The sequence below is a fragment of the Flavobacterium saliperosum genome (genome assembly GCF_900100625.1).
Lineage (GTDB): Bacteria > Bacteroidota > Bacteroidia > Flavobacteriales > Flavobacteriaceae > Flavobacterium > Flavobacterium saliperosum.
Genome location: NZ_FMTY01000004.1, coordinates 86,358 through 102,130, shown reverse-complemented (window position 1 = coordinate 102,130; position 15,773 = coordinate 86,358). Strand labels below are relative to the sequence as shown.

Here is a 15,773-nt window from a genome sequence, read left to right as displayed (position 1 = left end):
CGATGAAAAAAACACTATTTGCCGTACTTTTCGTTTTGGGAAGTATGGTGGCACAGGCTCAGGAAGCTGAAATTAAGTGGATGACTATTGATGAGGCATTGGCATTACAACAAAAAAACCCTAAAAAGGCAAAACCTATTTTCATGGACGTATATACCGATTGGTGTGGCCCTTGTAAGATGTTGGACAAGAATACGTTTCACGATCCAAAATTTGTGGAATACATCAATGCGAATTATTATGCCGTGAAATTCAATGGTGAAGGAAATACGCAAGTAAACTACAAAGGAAAGAAATATGCCAACCCAGGCTTTGATTCGAACCGTAAAGGCAGAAATTCGGCACACGAATTCACCATGTTTTTACAGGTTCAGGGCTATCCTTCCATGTATGTTTTTGATAAAACCGGCGAAGTGAAAGCTCCGATTGTAGGGTACAGAACTGCGGAACAGGTTATTGCAGAACTCGAGAAAATCTAATTTTCAATTCTATAGAATCCCTTTTCAGCAGTGGCATGGAAAGGGATTTTTTCTTTTTCACAGGTCGCTTTCCAACGTTTCACATAACTTTTGTAATTCGTAGCATCGGCAATTATCATTTTTGGGCGAGTGACTTTTATTACCCGGTTCAGATTGATTTTTGGTGATTGTGTGAGCAACAGAACATCCGGTTGCTGTTTGGTCGTATAAATGCCAAGACTGTCTACCAATAAGATTTTATTTTTGTCGTAACAGAGTACATTCGGCAAAGGCCGTATTTCAATTTCCTGATTGAATTTCCCTCGGTTGTATGCTCTCAGATTCGTGTTTTCATGAGGCAGACTATCATTGGTGTATGCTATTATTTTGTTGTTTTGCTTTTCGGTCAGTAACGTGCTCTTACGATTGTTGTATACAATGAATTCACTTCCTTTCTCTGTTTGTCGGAAGGTATTCAATAGAGCGAGTTGCAATACGACTGCAGCACACAAAAAGAAACGAAGTCTGGAAAACTGCTTTTCGTACAACCAGAGAACGCAGGCAATCAGCACAAGATATGCAATCAGTAAAAGCGGGAAGGAGAACGGAATATCTTTGATTACGAAATGTTTGAATGAGGCTATCCAGGCAATGTATTCATTCATGATTTCGATAGAAAGGGAAAGCAGTTTTCCTAACAGGATAGCGAAATCCGGAAGGATGAAATTAAAAAGCAACACCGCAATCCCTAAAACCAATACGAAACTGGAAAGCGGAATCACCACCAAATTCGCTAAAAAAAACAGCATCGGAATCTGATTGAAATAATACAAACTCAAAGGCAATACCCCAATTTGCGCGACAAAGGAAATCACAAGCACATCCGAGAAATAATTCACGACCTTATATCGCGAAAACTTAAACGATTTGTAAAGTGGTTGCAGCCAAACAATGGTAAAAACCGCAATGTAGCTCAACTGGAAACCCACATCGAATAGGAAATTCGGGCGAAACAGTAAAATAGTAAGCATGGAAACGGCCAAAATGTTGTAGATGTTTCCCGTCTTGTTAAGGTACAATCCAAAGCTCACGAAACTGAACATCACCACCGAGCGCACCACCGAAGCTGACAAACCCGACAGTATCGCAAACAACCAAAGAAAGCCTATAACGATTAGAAATTGTAGCAGTTTTCCTTTTTTGAATCGTTGCAGGGGTCGGATAAAAAAGAGTAACATGGTATACAAAATGGCGATATGCAAACCGGAAATGGCTAAAATATGGATAACCCCGGCATTGGTGTAATTCTCTGAAGTTTGTGCGTCCATGTCCTGCCGTTGCCCGAGTAACAAGGCGCGGATGACATTGTCCGTTTCCGGAGAAAAATGATGAATGTTGAAACTGTTCAATACTATGTTTCGGTACCTTTCCACATAATAATCAAAGTGGTGACGTGTGCCAATTTGTATGTGATTTTCGGGTTTTAAATACAACTGATGAAACACATTTTGTTTTTCCAGATAAGCGGCATAATCAAACTGATAGGGATTGTACGATTTGGCAATCGGTTGTACATCGCCTTTGATGATGATTTCATCCCCGGAATGGAATTGGTGTTGCTTTCCCTTTTTGGAAACCGTTACAAGAATTTTCCCGAAAACCGGTTTTCCGTCAATTTTTGATATTTTGAAATAGTATTTTTCGGCATGTTCATTAGGTTTTAACCTTTCGGAGACGGTTCCTTGCAAGGTATTGTTTTCGGTAAGAAAGTGGCTGTAGTGATTTTTGAAACCGGGTTCGAAATGAAGTGCGTGTGTCAGCACTCCGATGGAAAACGACAGCGAATAGGTCGCGAGGCCAAAATACGTTTTCTGTATAAAATGCTTTTTGGCCAGCCAATATTGGATTCCAAACACTAAAGATGTTAGTATTGTCAACAATATGACCCAAGTAATATCGGGTTTCCAATAAAAATCAGAAACGATACCCAATGTAAAGAACAGGGCTATTGCAATAGTAGGAAATTTCATTACTTTCATACTCACGAAAATAAGTAAAAAAGTAATTAAAAAAAGAAAAATCTTACATTTAATTTAACCCTGCGAAAAAAAATCGAAAAAACTATTTTATGGCGTTGATAATTAACCGCGCCGTTTTTTCACTCGCCCCGTCACCGCCTAATTTTTCTTCCAATAAATCATAGTTGTTCAAAAGGGAAACACGATCTTCGGGATGCAGTAATTTTTGCAATTCGGCTTTGATTCTTTTCGGATTGCAATCGTCCTGAATCAATTCGGTTACCACTTCTTTGTCCATGATTAAATTGACCAACGATATGTATTTCAGGGTAATGACGCGTTTAGCAATCTGATAGGAAATCCAATTCCCTTTATAAAGCACCACTTCCGGAACTTTAAACAAGGCGGTTTCCAGTGTTGCCGTTCCCGAGGTTACCAAAGCGGCATGGGCAACACTCAGTAAATCATAGGTTTTATTCGAAATGAAATGCACCTGATCGTTGGTCAGGAATTGCTGGTAAAACGAAAACTCCTGACTCGGCGCCCCCGCAATAACAAACTGATACTCCGGAAAATCCTTCACCACGGAAAGCATCTGCGAAAGCATTTTAGCAATTTCCTGCTTGCGGCTTCCGGGCAACAAGGCAATTATCGGTCTTTCATCCAGCTTGTTTTCTTTTTTGAAAGCTGCGGCATCGGTTTTCGGTCGGTTATGTATCGCATCAATCAAGGGATGGCCTACAAATTCCACAGGGAAATGGTGTTTCTTTTCGTAAAAATCCTTTTCAAAAGGTAGAATCACATACATTTTATCGACATCGCGTTTGATGGCTTTGATGCGGTTTTCTTTCCAGGCCCAGATTTGCGGAGAAATGTAATAATGGTTTCTGATGCCTAATTTTTTTGCCCATTCGGCAATACGCATGTTAAATCCGGGGTAATCGATATAGATAATCACATCGGGCTGGAAAGCAAGAATATCGGCTTTGCAGACTTTTATATTATTGAGAATGGTTTTCAGATTCATTAGCACTTCGGCAAAACCCATAAAAGCCAAATCGCGGTAGTGTTTTACCAAGGTACCGCCGGTTTGTTGCATCAGGTCGCCACCCCAAAAACGGATTTCCGCCTGAGGGTCGTGTTTGAAAATGTTTTTCATCAGATTGGCACCGTGCAAATCACCGGAAGCTTCACCGGCTATGATGTAATATTTCATACTTACAGAATTACCGTTAGAATTGCCAAAAGAATGGTTGCCAAAATCACGCCTCTGGCCATCAGTTCTTTCTCCAGTTTCAGTAAGATGAAGAAAGCGATTAAGTTAAAAATAGCTCCAAGGGTAATTAATTTTCCCATCAGACCCTGAGTACGAACCACTTTTATGTCTTCTAGGGAGCGGGCATCGGTGAAAAAGTATAAAAACAGCAGGCAACCTAAAGTGGCCGCCACTAATCCGATAAGAAGTCCGATAAATAAATCTTTTTTCTTCATAGTCGTTCTTGATTTTGATTCATAATTAGGTCAGGTCCCACGTATTCAATTGCTGAATGGCATGATGCGCCGTCAGGTCAAACTGAACGGGAACAATGGAAATATAGTTGTGTTTTAAGGCCCATTCGTCGGTGTCTTCTCCTTTGTCCAGATTCACAAATTCTCCGGTGAGCCAATAGTATTCCTTGCCTTGCGGATTGGTACGCTTGTCGAATCGTTCTTCCCAAACGGCTTTTGCCTGACGACATACTTTCATGCCTTTGATTTTGGTTTTCGGAAGATTGACGTTTAAAACCACACCATCCGGTAATCCTTTTTCCAATACTTCCAAAACGATTTTTTTAACGTAGGGTTTCACCGGTTCGAAATCGGCATTCCAGCTGAAATCCAAAAGGGAAAATCCAATCGCAGGAATCCCTTCAATACCGGCTTCTACTGCGGCAGACATGGTTCCGGAGTAAATTACGTTGATGGAGGAATTGGAACCGTGATTGATTCCGGAGACACACAAATCGGGTTTGCGTTTCAGGATTTCGTGAACCGCTATTTTAACGCAATCTACCGGTGTTCCCGAGCAACTGTATTCGTTTTCAAGTGTCGGATCAATCGTAACCTTTTCGAGATGTAAGGTGTTGTTGATGGTAATCGCGTGCCCCATGGCGGATTGCGGACTGTCCGGTGCCACAACAATCACTTCGCCGATTTCTTTCATCACTTCAATCAAAGCACGTATTCCCGGTGCCACAATACTATCGTCGTTAGTGACTAATATCAAAGGTTTTCGTTTCATTTTGGCATTATTTTTTTACTTTCGCTAAAGTAAGCATTTTCTAAATTGATGTTGGTACAATTTTTGTTTTTAGGTTTTAACAATAAAAAGGAATCTTTAACAAAAAATTATTGGAACATTAAGAACCTAGCTTCCTTTTTTATGTAATTTAGTGAAAAATAGTAATGAATACTTTTTGGCAATTTATGAAGAGAAATTATAAGATTGTATTGTTGATAACCGCTTTGTCAGCAATACTGTGGAGTTTTGTGCCTAACAAAAAAGAAGACCCCGAAAAAGACCGACTTTTGCTCGAGTTACTGACTTTTGTTTTGGAAAAAGGACATTACGACCCTATAGCAATGGATGATGCATTTTCCAAAAATGTATATAAGGAATATATTAACGGTATAGATCCTTCAAGACGTTTCTTTGTGCAGTCGGATATCGATGAATTTAAGAAATATGAGACCCAAATTGATGATATGATTAAAAGCAAAGATTTGAAATTCTTTGAATTAACTTACACACGTCTTATTGAAAGAATGAATGAGTCTAGAAAGATCTACAAAGAAGTTCTGGATAAACCTTTCGATTTCAATAAGGAAGACAACATCAATACCGATTATGATAAACTGCCGTTTTCGAAAAACAAAGCGGAATTGAAATTACGTTGGGAGAAACAGTTGAAATTGTCGGTTTTGTCATCCATCACCGATAAGTTGAAATTGGAGGAAGACAAAAAGAAAAAAGACGCCAACTACAAAGAGAAAACGTTTGCGGAACTTGAAGCCGATTCCCGTGAAACGACTTTAAAATCGCTAAACGATTATTTTGATTTCGTTGGGGAATTGGACCGAAACGACTGGTTTTCAATTTATCTGAATGCCATTGTCGAGCGTTTTGACCCGCATACCTTTTATTTTGCTCCGGAAGAAAAAGACAAGTTCGATATCAGTATGAGCGGAACATTGGAAGGCATCGGAGCGCGTTTACAAAAGAAAAATGACATTACTGAAATTTCGGAACTGATTCCCGGCGGACCGGCCTGGAGAGGAAAGCAACTGGAACAAGGCGACTTAATCATGAAAGTAGCGCAAGGTAGTGATGAACCCGTAGATGTAGTAGGGATGCGTTTGGACGATGTGGTGAAAAAAATTAAAGGTAAAAAAGGTACGGAAGTGCGTCTGACCGTTAAAAAAGTAGACGGAACCATTAAAGTGATTTCGATTATCCGTGAAGTGGTGGAGTTGGAAGAAACGTATGCCAAATCAAGTGTGGTAAAAGAAGGAGGGAAGACTTTCGGAATAATTTATTTGCCTAAATTCTATATCGATTTCGAAAACAAAGACAAAAGAGATGCTTTCAAAGACGTGGCGCAGGAAATCGAAAGATTGAAAGCACAAGGTGTTGAAGGTATTGTAATGGATTTGCGTGACAATGGTGGAGGATCACTTCAAACGGTGGTGGATATGGTAGGATTGTTCATTGAAGAAGGGCCTGTGGTTCAGGTGAAATCCTCTGGAAAAAAGAAAGATGTTCTTTATGACAAAGATTCCCGTGTACAATGGGATGGACCTTTGGTAGTAATGGTTAACAATTTCTCGGCATCGGCTTCTGAAATTTTCGCTGCGGCGATTCAGGATTACAAACGTGGTATTGTTATCGGAAGTAAGCATACTTACGGGAAAGGAACCGTTCAGAACCTAATCGATTTGAATCAGTTCGTAAGAAGCAGCTCTTTCGGTGATTTGGGTGCCTTGAAAACAACCACGCAGAAATTCTACAGAATTAACGGAGGTTCCACCCAAAGAGAAGGGGTGTTGAGTGACATCGTTATGCCGGACAGATATTCGTATATTGAGATGGGAGAACGTGATGTGGAAAATGCCATGCCTTGGGATAAAATTGACGAAGCGTCTTATAAGGTAACGAAAAATGCCACGTTCGAAGATGTGATTGCAAAAAGTAAAGCCAGAATGGCAAGCAGCGAGCAATTCAGATTGATCGATGAAAATGCGAAATGGATTAACGAACGCAAAGACATTAATACCTACAGTCTGAACTATAAAAAATTCAGGGAAGAAGAAAATTCAGTGGAAGCGAAAGCCAAAAAATTCAAAGCCATTGTTGATTATAAGAGCAATCTGAAATTCACATCATTGCCTTATGAGCAGGAAATTTTCAAAAAAGATTCGCTGTTGGCTCAAAAAAGAGAAAGATGGCATGAAAGTTTATCGAGCGATGTTTATGTGGAAGAAGCCTTGAATATTCTTTCCGACATGAAATCCACATCGGTTTTGAAAGGGACAATTAATTTGAAGGACAAGAAAAATAAATTGGCCGAAGTGAAATAATCTTTTGTGCCTTGTATAAAAAAAGCCATTCACAAAGTGAATGGCTTTTTTATTATTATTTCAGCAACTTGTTAAGTTTCATCTGTTCTTTTTCAAGTTCCAATTGACGTTCTTTTTTTTTGTTGCTCATTTTTAAAAGCTTTTCTCTTGCTTTTAATTCTTTCTCAGGACTCAGTTTTCCTTTTCTGGTTTGTCTGTCAAATTTTTCCTGTTCGTTATTCAGATCTTTTCTGCTGTCTTCCAAACGGTCTTTGGCTTTTTCAACATTACGTTTTGCTTTGTCCAGTTTGTCTCTTTCTTTTTCTGCTTTTTTCAACTCTTTCGCCATTTTCTTGTTTTCACGCTCCATTTGCTTGCGCTCTTTCTCAGCTTTGTCCTGCGCTTTTTCCATTTCCTTTCGCTCCTTCTCACTGTTTTTTAAAACCTGGATGCGTTCTTTCTCGATTCTTTCCGCCTCAAGCACTTTAGCTTTCTCGTCGGCTGCTTTTCTTTCCGCTTCCACTATGTCAATTGGTTTTACCGTAGTGTCTTTTACAATCTCTTGAGCAAACCCAAATTGAAAACCGCAAATTGCGATGGCCAACATTATTTTGTTTTTCATATTTCTAAATTTTAAATTTCTTCTTATTTGATTTAATACCTTTACAAAATTAACAAATATCGAACCACAAATGCATTATGGCGAAGTTAATTAAGAGAAATCTCATTTTTAAGGTTGTTTTAGGGTTATTTTTTACTCTTTTTTCCTGTAAGCAAAACGAAATGGCTCCGAAAGAAGAAGTATGGAATCCCTCTGTCGAAACAGTGACACCGGTTATCACATTGTCTTTTTATTTTTATCCTACTTCCACCACAGGCGTTGTGATTCAGCGGGAGGGGTTTGCTTTTTCGTATTCGGAAGAGTTTGAACAGTCGGAATGGGTTGCTTATAGTTTGTCAAGCCTCGATTTTTCTAATCGGAATTTTAATCGTCCTTTTTTTATTGAAGACCCTAAAGTGAAATCGCGTTCGGCCGATTGGCGGAATTATAAAAAGTCGGGTTACGATAAGGGGCATTTGTGTCCTGCCGGAGACCGAAAAAGTTCTTATAAAGCTTTTGAGGAAACGTTTTATACGTCCAATATTTCTCCCCAATTGCACGAGTTTAACGACGGTGTCTGGAATCGCCTGGAACAAAAGGTGCGGTATTGGGCCAAAAAATACGACGGCCTTTATGTGGTTACCGGAGGTGTTTTAAGCGACAATCTGAAAAGCATAGGAGAGGAAAATGTAGCGGTTCCGAATTATTTCTACAAAATTCTTATGACCAAAGACGGTAAAAAAATGATCGGATTCCTGGTGCCGCATGAAGATTCGGAAAAAGCATTGTATGAATTTGTTATGGATGTGAATACTATCGAGAAAATGACGGGCATCGATTTCTTCCCCAAACTTCCTGATGCTGTGGAAAACAAAATGGAAAAATCAAACGATTATAAAGAGTGGAGTTTTTAGGCTACCATTCGTTCACCTTATTAGCATCCATTTTGATGAAAATGTAAAGCATAATCGTAAAAGCCCATAAACTGGATCCTCCGTATGAAAAGAACGGTAGCGGTACACCAATGGTTGGGAACAACTTAATAAGCATCGCCACATTCACAAAAAAGTGTGTGAATAAATAGGTGGCAACACAATACCCGTAAATCCGGCTGAATTTTGTTTTCTGTCGTTCGGCGAGGTAGATGATCCGTAAGAAGAGACAAATAAACAAGAAGATTACCACTGTAGCGCCTACAAAGCCCCATTCTTCACCTACGGTTGTAAAAATATAGTCGGTGTGTTGTTCCGGTACAAAGCCGCCTTTAGTTTGGGTGCCTTCAAGATAGCCTTTCCCAAACCAGCTTCCGGATCCGATGGCAATCATCGATTGGTTCAGGTTGTAACCTTCTTTCTGCATGTTCACGTCTTCCCCAATCAGTACGTTGATACGGTCTTTCTGATGCGGTTCCAGTACCGTTTCATATACATAATCGACTGACAAGACCATTCCGGTAATTACGACAAACAAAATTCCGTAAATAATTGGGTTTCTTGTGATTCGGGTATTCAGAATGAAATGGATAATCATCACCAACAAAACGAACCCGATGAGAAATATCGGTTTTACCACTAACGCCAATATGAAAAGCGCTATTCCGATAAAACCTGTCCAAAGGTACCAACTTGGTAGACCTTCACGATAGAGTACAAAAATAAGGGAAAGGAATATCATGGCACTTCCGGCATCGGGTTGCATCAGAATCAACACAACGGGAAATCCAAAAACCGCTAAAGCGAACAATTGATGCTTAAAGTTTTTTAGATTGATTTGCGTATCACTCACTAATTTGGCGAGTACCAGGGCTGTAGCCGTTTTAACGAATTCCGATGGCTGGAAACCAAATCCCCCAAACTGGTACCAGTTGGTTTGTCCCTTAATGGTTTTTCCGAAGGCAAACAAACCCAACAGTAAAAAGATACCGATAATGTAAAAGACGGTGGAATACTTTTCGAAAATCTTGGCTTCCATTGACAAAATGATGAAAATCAACGGAATGGTCAGAAAGATAAACAGCATCTGTCTGCCATAAATCTGACTCAAATCAAAAATCGAAGTTTCCTCAATAGGTAACGATGCGGAATAGATATTCATCCAACCCATGATAACCAGGATGGTATAAATAAATACGGTAATCCAGTCGATGTTATTGATTACACTTTGATTCTTCATTCGGCCTATTTGTTAATGGTAAACGGTTGCCCGCTGGTTACTTTCGAATACTCAAATTCTAAGCTTCCTTCCAACATTCTTCTTTCTAAATCTTTACGGGTGATGGTGTCTTTTTTGATGTATTTTTCAATCATCAAACTCGAAATCGGACCAGCCCAACGGGAACCCCAATACCCATTTTCCACCAAAACCGCAATGGCAATTTTAGGATTGACCCTTGGTGCAAATGCAACGAAAACAGAGTGGTCCGTTAACTGAACGCGCTGCCCGTTAATCTTGGTGAAGTTTTCTGCGGTTCCGGTTTTACCACAGATTTCGATGCCTTCCACGCGTAAACCGGCTGCCGTACCAAAGTTGTACACGTCAAACAATCCGTTGATTACCGGTTTGAAATATTGTTTGTCGATAGTCGTAACGTGTTTGGTTCGGTACTTTTTATCAATTTGCTGCCCTTTGATTTTTTTAATCATGTGAGGTGTGTAATAATACCCTTCATTGGCAATAATCGCCATCATGTTGGCCAATTGCATTGGGGTCATCAAGACTTCACCTTGTCCGATGGAGTTGGAGATGATGGTAGAACTTTTCCATCCGCCATTGGGATACCAACGGTCATAATATTTTGAAGTCGGGACGTGACCTTTTCTTCCCGGAGGTAAATCATACCCCATGAAATTACCCAAACCGAAACTTTTTAAGTGATTGCTCCAGGCATTTACACCGTATCTTGGTTTCTGGTATTTGTCGATAGTATATTTATAGACATTCCCGAAATAGGCATTACAGGATTTGTAAATTCCAACATTTAAATCCCGCATACCGCCGCCGCAGTGGCATTTCATAAACGCTCCTCTACCATAGGAGAAACCGTGACTGCAGGCAAATTGTGTTTTTTCGTCGATAACGCCTTCTTGTAAACCTATCAAAGCGGTCAGGATTTTAAAAGGGGATCCGGGAGGGTATTCGGCCAATAAACCTCTGTCGAACAGTGGCATGGCAATCGAATCGTTGTATAGCGCGGTGTAGTTTTTAGAACGCTCGCGTCCCACCAAAATAGCAGGGTCATACGAAGGCGCCGTAACCAACGCGAGAATTTCTCCGGTGCTTGGTTCAATGGCTACAATTCCGCCACGTTTGTTCTTCATCAGGGCTTCGCCGTATTTCTGAAGTTCCACATCAAGGGATAAAGTGATGTCTTTTCCCTGAACGGCTATCGTATCGTAAATTCCTTCTTTGTACGGGCCGATATCTTTGTTGAAACGGTCCCTTTGACGGTACTTCACCCCTTTGATACCGCGTAAAATTTCTTCATAAGTTTGCTCCACTCCTTGCATACCAATCAAATCACCGCTTTTATAATAGGGGTGTTTTGCTATAATGGCGTCATTCACCTGAGTAATGTATCCGAAAACATTCGCTCCCACATTCACCTGATAATCCCTCAAGGAACGTTTTTGAATATAAAAACCTTCGTATTTTCTGATTTTCTCCTGAAAAGCAGCATATTCCATTTTGTTTAATTGCGGAAGGAATACGGAAGGAAGTCTTGGGCTATAGATTTTGGCTTTTTCGATTTTTTTAAGAAACTCTTCTTTGGTGACATTTAGGATGGTGCAAAATTCCAAAGTATCAAGGTTTTTGATTTCCTTCGGCACTACCATAATGTCATAAGAGGGTTGGTTGGCAACCAATAATTCTCCGTTACGATCATAAATATAACCGCGTTCCGGGTAATCGTAAACAATTTTAATGGCGTTGTTGTCGGACTTGATCTTAAAAGAGTCGTCCAATATCTGCAAATAGAAAAGCCTTGCTATTATCAGCACTGCTGTAACAACAATCAAACCGGGTAAAAATAACTTTCTCATCGCTTGCTTGGCTTAATTAAGTAGATGCTGACAATACAAAGTATAAGTGTAAATAAAGTCGATAGTAAAGTTCGCCATAAAATTTCCCAAAAGAAACTAAATCGGAAAATTTCTAAAAGGTACAAGACCAAATGGTGTATCAATACCGCAATAAGAATAAAAGTAAAGCGTTCCGGCGACAATTTATCGGCAATTTTCACGGTCTGGTATTCGTAACTGATACCAAAGGCGAATTTAAAAATGGAGGGTCTCAGATAGGCCAAAACCAAACAGGCAGTAGCATGTACACCACCCGAATTGCAAAACATATCCATGGAGAGTCCGAGCAGGAAACTGGCCACCAAAAGACCGGCTCTGTTACCGTTTACCGGATATAAGAGGATAAATAAAATGTAAGGGAAAGGATTAACGTACCCCAAAAAGTTGATGTTGTTGAAAACGACAACCTGTAGGGCTAGCAAAGCCACAAAACGAAAAATATTTAGGATAAATGTACTATTCATCAGGTTTTGTTTCTTCTTCTAATTTAATGATTTCCTTACGTTTCACATTCTCGATCACATACACGTGACCCAAATTTGTCATGTCGTTGAACAAACGGATATTAATCGTGTAATAGTTTGTTGCTTTGTCGATAAAGATTTTGTCGATTTTACCAATAGGAATATTTTCAGGAAAAATTACCGAACGGCCTCCGGTTACAATGGTATCTCCTTTTTTAACGGAAGCCAGTCTTGGAACGTCGATTAATTGCGCATAACCCACATTTTTGGCATTCCAGATCAGCGAACCAAAGTGATTTGACTTCTTAATCTTCGCATTAATCTGTGATTTGACATTTAAAATGCTCTGGACGGTGGCGTAATTCTTAGACGTTTTTTCTATGATACCTACAATTCCGAGACTGTTTACCACCCCCATGTCCGGTTTGACGCCATCGGCACTTCCGCTGTTAATGGTGATGTAGTTTTCAGGTACATTAAAGGAGTTGTTAATCACCTTGGACTGAATTACTTTGATGTCTTCATAACCTCTCGGAATCAATTCGGTGGAAGCGATAACCGTATCGGGTTTGTTGTAAAGCAATTGTTTCAGGTACGCATTTTCTTTGGCTAAATCGTTGTTTTGCGTGCGTAGGTTGAAATATTCTTTCACATTGTTAATACGCTGATACACGCCACCGGTCACTACATTTGCCGAACTCACAAACTGGCTTCGGTGGTACGAATGCGACTGAATGGTCAGTGTTAACGAGGTTATCAAAAGCAGCAAAAACAGCAATCGGATGCTGTTTTTAAATATAAAATTAATTATTTGCTGCATGTATTATTTCTTTATTTGATAAGAATACTTCTAAATTTTTGTAGGTTTTTAAGCGCCATTCCGGTTCCTCTAACTACTGCTCTAAGGGGGTCTTCAGCAATATAAACGGGTAGGTCTGTTTTTTGTGAAATTCGCTTGTCCAATCCTCTTAGCATCGAACCGCCACCTGCAAGATAAATACCGGTGTTGTAGATATCGGCTGCCAATTCCGGCGGGGTTTGCGATAAGGTTTCCATTACCGCATCTTCGATACGCTGAATGGATTTGTCAAGCGCTTTGGCAATCTCGCGGTAGGAAACGTTTACCTGTTTTGGTTTTCCGGTTAATAGGTCACGTCCTTGTACTTCCATGTCGTCTGGAGGAGTTTCCAGGTCTTCGGTGGCAGCACCCACGGAGATTTTTATTTTTTCGGCAGTGGTTTCTCCAACGAATAGATTGTGCTGGGTTCTCATGTAGTAAATGATGTCGTTTGTGAAAACGTCCCCGGCAATTTTAACCGATTTGTCACACACAATTCCGCCCAAAGCGATAACCGCAATTTCAGTGGTTCCTCCACCTATATCCACAATCATGTTTCCTTTCGGCTGCATGATGTCCACCCCGATACCGATAGCTGCCGCCATCGGTTCGTGGATTAAGTATACTTCTTTTCCGTTTACACGCTCACACGATTCTTTTACCGCTCGCATCTCCACTTCGGTAATGCCGGAAGGGATACAAACCACCATGCGAAGTGCCGGTGTAAACATTTTTTTCTTTAAGGCAGGAATACTTTTTATAAACATGCTGATCATTTTCTCCGACGCATCGAAGTCAGCAATAACCCCATCTTTTAACGGACGAATGGTTTTGATGTTTTCATGGGTTTTACCCTGCATCATGTTCGCTTCCTTACCGACAGCAATAATCTTACCGGTGATGCGGTCACGGGCAACAATAGACGGACTGTCAATAACAACCTTGTCATTATGAATGATTAAGGTATTTGCGGTTCCAAGGTCAATCGCGATGTCCTCGGTCATGAAATCAAAAAATCCCATACTCAAAAGAGGGTTAAATTTATTTATAAATACTTAGCCTACAAAAATAATAAAATTAATGTTTAAAATGGCGAATTCCCGTAAATACCATCGAAACTTTATTTTCGTTGCAATAGTTGATACTCAATTCGTCTTTTATCGAACCACCCGGTTGGATCACCGCTGTAATTCCTGCGTTTTTCGCCAATTCCACACAATCCGGGAAAGGGAAGAACGCATCACTCGCCATCACCGCACCCTTCAAATCAAATCCGAAGGAATTCGCTTTTTCAACAGCGTGACGCAACGCATCCACTCTTGAGGTCTGTCCGGTTCCGGAAGCCAATAACTGACCGTTTTTAGCAAAAACAATCGTATTGGATTTGGTGTGTTTACAGATTTTGGAAGCAAACAGCAAATCATTCACTTCCTGTTCTGAAGGTGACGTTACTGTAACGGTTTTTAAAAGCGCTTTATTGTCTGTAATATTGTCTTTATCCTGAATTAACAAACCGTTAAGACAAGTTCTCACTTGCTTTGTAGGTAATTCCACCTCATTCTGGATCAGGATGATTCTGTTTTTCTTTTCTTCCAAAACCGCAAGGGCATCCGCATCATAACTTGGCGCAATTACTACTTCGCAGAACAAGTGGTTGATTTCATTGGCTGTGGCCAAATCGATGTTGCCGTTTGCAATCAAAACACCTCCGAAAGCCGAAGTCGGGTCACCTGCAAGCGCGTCCACATACGCTTCTTTCATTGTGTTTCTAGTGGCCAAACCGCAAGCGTTGTTGTGTTTTAAAATCGCAAACGTCGGATTGTCGTTTTTGAATTCGTTCATCAAATTTACCGCCGCATCTACATCCAGTAAGTTGTTGTAAGATAGCTCTTTTCCGTGGACTTTATGGAACATTTTGTCAAATTCGCCAAAGAAAAATCCTTTCTGGTGCGGGTTTTCCCCGTAACGTAAAACCTGACCGTCAGCAATACTGGCTTTGTAAACGGTTTCGTCGGTATTAAAGTAGTTGAAAATCGCGCCGTCATAGTGGGAAGAAACGTGGAACGCTTTGGTAGCCAAGAGTTTTCTTTCCGCTAAAGTCGTGGCACCGTTTCCGTTGGTAATCATGTCAAGGAATAATGCGTATTCATTTACCGAAGCCACGATAACCGTATCTTTAAAGTTTTTCGCCGCCGCACGGATTAACGAAATACCACCGATGTCAATCTTCTCGATAATATCGGCTTCACTTGCGCCGGACGCTACCGTTTTTTCAAACGGGTATAAATCCACAATCACTAAATCAATCTGCGGAATCTGGTATTCTTCCATTTGCGCCACATCGCCTTCATGGTCCTGACGGTTCAAGATACCGCCAAAAATTTTCGGGTGTAGGGTTTTTACGCGTCCGCCAAGGATGGATGGGTACGAAGTGACATCTTCTACCGCCACTACCGGAATGCCGAAGCTTTTAATGAATTCTTCCGTTCCGCCGGTAGAATAAATCGTTACGTTGTGCTCATGTAATTTTTTTACGATAGGCTCTAAACCTTCTTTGTCAAATACCGAAATTAAAGCTGATTTGATTGTTTTTGCAGTGTTCATTGTGTTGTTGTGTTTAAAGGGGCAAAAGTAGGTATTGTACACTTAAGATTCAAAACATTATAACATAGTTTTTTATATTTTTTTGGAGCGTCCCGATAGCTATCGGGAGGTTCGG

The 15,773-nt window shown here is 40.3% G+C and carries 14 protein-coding genes; 3 read left to right on the top strand and 11 right to left on the bottom strand.

Going from position 1 to position 15,773, the window contains the following annotated elements:
• The first annotated feature begins 2 nt into the window (after positions 1-2).
• Entirely contained in the window at positions 3-479 is a 477-nt protein-coding gene (locus BLQ05_RS09065; RefSeq protein WP_023575992.1) for a thioredoxin family protein, read from the top strand.
• Here the strand turns inward: BLQ05_RS09065 and BLQ05_RS09060 are convergent.
• From BLQ05_RS09060 to surE, 4 genes are all read right to left on the bottom strand, one after another.
• Positions 476-2,497, bottom strand: a complete 2,022-nt coding sequence (locus tag BLQ05_RS09060; protein WP_023575991.1) for a ComEC/Rec2 family competence protein — start codon at positions 2,495-2,497, stop codon at positions 476-478. The genes BLQ05_RS09065 and BLQ05_RS09060 overlap by 4 nt on opposite strands.
• A gap of 82 nt (positions 2,498-2,579) precedes the next feature.
• Complete coding sequence (lpxB, locus tag BLQ05_RS09055; RefSeq protein WP_023575990.1) at positions 2,580-3,692, bottom strand: lipid-A-disaccharide synthase; 1,113 nt, start codon at positions 3,690-3,692, stop codon at positions 2,580-2,582.
• 2 nt (positions 3,693-3,694) lie between these two features.
• Positions 3,695-3,967 (bottom strand): hypothetical protein, encoded by a 273-nt coding sequence (locus tag BLQ05_RS09050; RefSeq protein WP_023575989.1) that lies wholly within the window; start codon positions 3,965-3,967, stop codon positions 3,695-3,697.
• A 25-nt stretch (positions 3,968-3,992) separates the two neighbouring features.
• The gene (gene surE, locus BLQ05_RS09045; protein WP_023575988.1) at positions 3,993-4,757 is read right to left on the bottom strand and encodes a 5'/3'-nucleotidase SurE; all 765 of its coding nucleotides are present in this window, start codon (positions 4,755-4,757) and stop codon (positions 3,993-3,995) included.
• A 164-nt stretch (positions 4,758-4,921) separates the two neighbouring features.
• Between surE and BLQ05_RS09040 the strand changes: the two genes are divergently transcribed.
• Positions 4,922-7,093 carry a carboxy terminal-processing peptidase gene (locus BLQ05_RS09040; RefSeq protein ID WP_023575987.1) on the top strand — a complete coding sequence of 724 codons (2,172 nt, stop codon included), beginning with the start codon at positions 4,922-4,924 and terminating at the stop codon, positions 7,091-7,093.
• Between the two features lie 55 nt (positions 7,094-7,148).
• Here the strand turns inward: BLQ05_RS09040 and BLQ05_RS09035 are convergent, their stop codons facing one another.
• Positions 7,149-7,694, bottom strand: coding sequence for a hypothetical protein (locus tag BLQ05_RS09035; RefSeq protein ID WP_023575986.1), 546 nt, complete (start codon positions 7,692-7,694; stop codon positions 7,149-7,151).
• A 161-nt stretch (positions 7,695-7,855) separates the two neighbouring features.
• Between BLQ05_RS09035 and BLQ05_RS09030 the strand changes: the two genes are divergently transcribed.
• Complete coding sequence (locus tag BLQ05_RS09030) at positions 7,856-8,587, top strand: DNA/RNA non-specific endonuclease (protein WP_023575985.1); 732 nt, start codon at positions 7,856-7,858, stop codon at positions 8,585-8,587.
• 1 nt (position 8,588) lies between these two features.
• On the opposite strand, the gene rodA is transcribed toward BLQ05_RS09030, so the two are convergent.
• The 6 genes from rodA to purH are packed head-to-tail and all read right to left on the bottom strand — an operon-like array spanning position 8,589 to position 15,658.
• Positions 8,589-9,845 carry a rod shape-determining protein RodA gene (gene rodA, locus BLQ05_RS09025; protein ID WP_023575984.1) on the bottom strand — a complete coding sequence of 419 codons (1,257 nt, stop codon included), beginning with the start codon at positions 9,843-9,845 and terminating at the stop codon, positions 8,589-8,591.
• A 5-nt stretch (positions 9,846-9,850) separates the two neighbouring features.
• Positions 9,851-11,713 carry a penicillin-binding protein 2 gene (mrdA, locus tag BLQ05_RS09020; protein WP_023575983.1) on the bottom strand — a complete coding sequence of 621 codons (1,863 nt, stop codon included), beginning with the start codon at positions 11,711-11,713 and terminating at the stop codon, positions 9,851-9,853.
• A complete protein-coding gene (locus BLQ05_RS09015) occupies positions 11,710-12,216 on the bottom strand; it encodes a hypothetical protein (RefSeq protein ID WP_035654257.1) in 507 nt (168 codons plus the stop codon). The genes mrdA and BLQ05_RS09015 overlap by 4 nt, the downstream gene beginning before the upstream one ends.
• Complete coding sequence (mreC, locus tag BLQ05_RS09010; RefSeq protein WP_023575982.1) at positions 12,209-13,036, bottom strand: rod shape-determining protein MreC; 828 nt, start codon at positions 13,034-13,036, stop codon at positions 12,209-12,211. The genes BLQ05_RS09015 and mreC overlap by 8 nt, the downstream gene beginning before the upstream one ends.
• 11 nt (positions 13,037-13,047) lie before the next feature.
• The gene (locus BLQ05_RS09005) at positions 13,048-14,076 is read right to left on the bottom strand and encodes a rod shape-determining protein (protein ID WP_023575981.1); all 1,029 of its coding nucleotides are present in this window, start codon (positions 14,074-14,076) and stop codon (positions 13,048-13,050) included.
• A 55-nt stretch (positions 14,077-14,131) separates the two neighbouring features.
• Positions 14,132-15,658 carry a bifunctional phosphoribosylaminoimidazolecarboxamide formyltransferase/IMP cyclohydrolase gene (purH, locus tag BLQ05_RS09000; protein WP_023575980.1) on the bottom strand — a complete coding sequence of 509 codons (1,527 nt, stop codon included), beginning with the start codon at positions 15,656-15,658 and terminating at the stop codon, positions 14,132-14,134.
• Between the last annotated feature and the right edge of the window lie 115 nt (positions 15,659-15,773).

What these genes read in the sequence shown, in the direction of transcription:
- BLQ05_RS09035 (WP_023575986.1), bottom strand. Translation starts at nt 7,694, where the DNA reads ATGAAAAACAAAATAATGTTGGCCATCGCAATTTGCGGTTTTCAATTT.
- rodA (WP_023575984.1), bottom strand. Translation starts at nt 9,845, where the DNA reads ATGAAGAATCAAAGTGTAATCAATAACATCGACTGGATTACCGTATTT.
- BLQ05_RS09065 (WP_023575992.1), top strand. Translation starts at nt 3, where the DNA reads ATGAAAAAAACACTATTTGCCGTACTTTTCGTTTTGGGAAGTATGGTG.
- BLQ05_RS09050 (WP_023575989.1), bottom strand. Translation starts at nt 3,967, where the DNA reads ATGAAGAAAAAAGATTTATTTATCGGACTTCTTATCGGATTAGTGGCG.
- mrdA (WP_023575983.1), bottom strand. Translation starts at nt 11,713, where the DNA reads ATGAGAAAGTTATTTTTACCCGGTTTGATTGTTGTTACAGCAGTGCTG.
- BLQ05_RS09060 (WP_023575991.1), bottom strand. Translation starts at nt 2,497, where the DNA reads ATGAAAGTAATGAAATTTCCTACTATTGCAATAGCCCTGTTCTTTACA.
- BLQ05_RS09030 (WP_023575985.1), top strand. Translation starts at nt 7,856, where the DNA reads ATGGCTCCGAAAGAAGAAGTATGGAATCCCTCTGTCGAAACAGTGACA.
- lpxB (WP_023575990.1), bottom strand. Translation starts at nt 3,692, where the DNA reads ATGAAATATTACATCATAGCCGGTGAAGCTTCCGGTGATTTGCACGGT.
- surE (WP_023575988.1), bottom strand. Translation starts at nt 4,757, where the DNA reads ATGAAACGAAAACCTTTGATATTAGTCACTAACGACGATAGTATTGTG.
- BLQ05_RS09040 (WP_023575987.1), top strand. Translation starts at nt 4,922, where the DNA reads ATGAATACTTTTTGGCAATTTATGAAGAGAAATTATAAGATTGTATTG.
- BLQ05_RS09005 (WP_023575981.1), bottom strand. Translation starts at nt 14,076, where the DNA reads ATGGGATTTTTTGATTTCATGACCGAGGACATCGCGATTGACCTTGGA.
- purH (WP_023575980.1), bottom strand. Translation starts at nt 15,658, where the DNA reads ATGAACACTGCAAAAACAATCAAATCAGCTTTAATTTCGGTATTTGAC.
- mreC (WP_023575982.1), bottom strand. Translation starts at nt 13,036, where the DNA reads ATGCAGCAAATAATTAATTTTATATTTAAAAACAGCATCCGATTGCTG.
- BLQ05_RS09015 (WP_035654257.1), bottom strand. Translation starts at nt 12,216, where the DNA reads ATGAATAGTACATTTATCCTAAATATTTTTCGTTTTGTGGCTTTGCTA.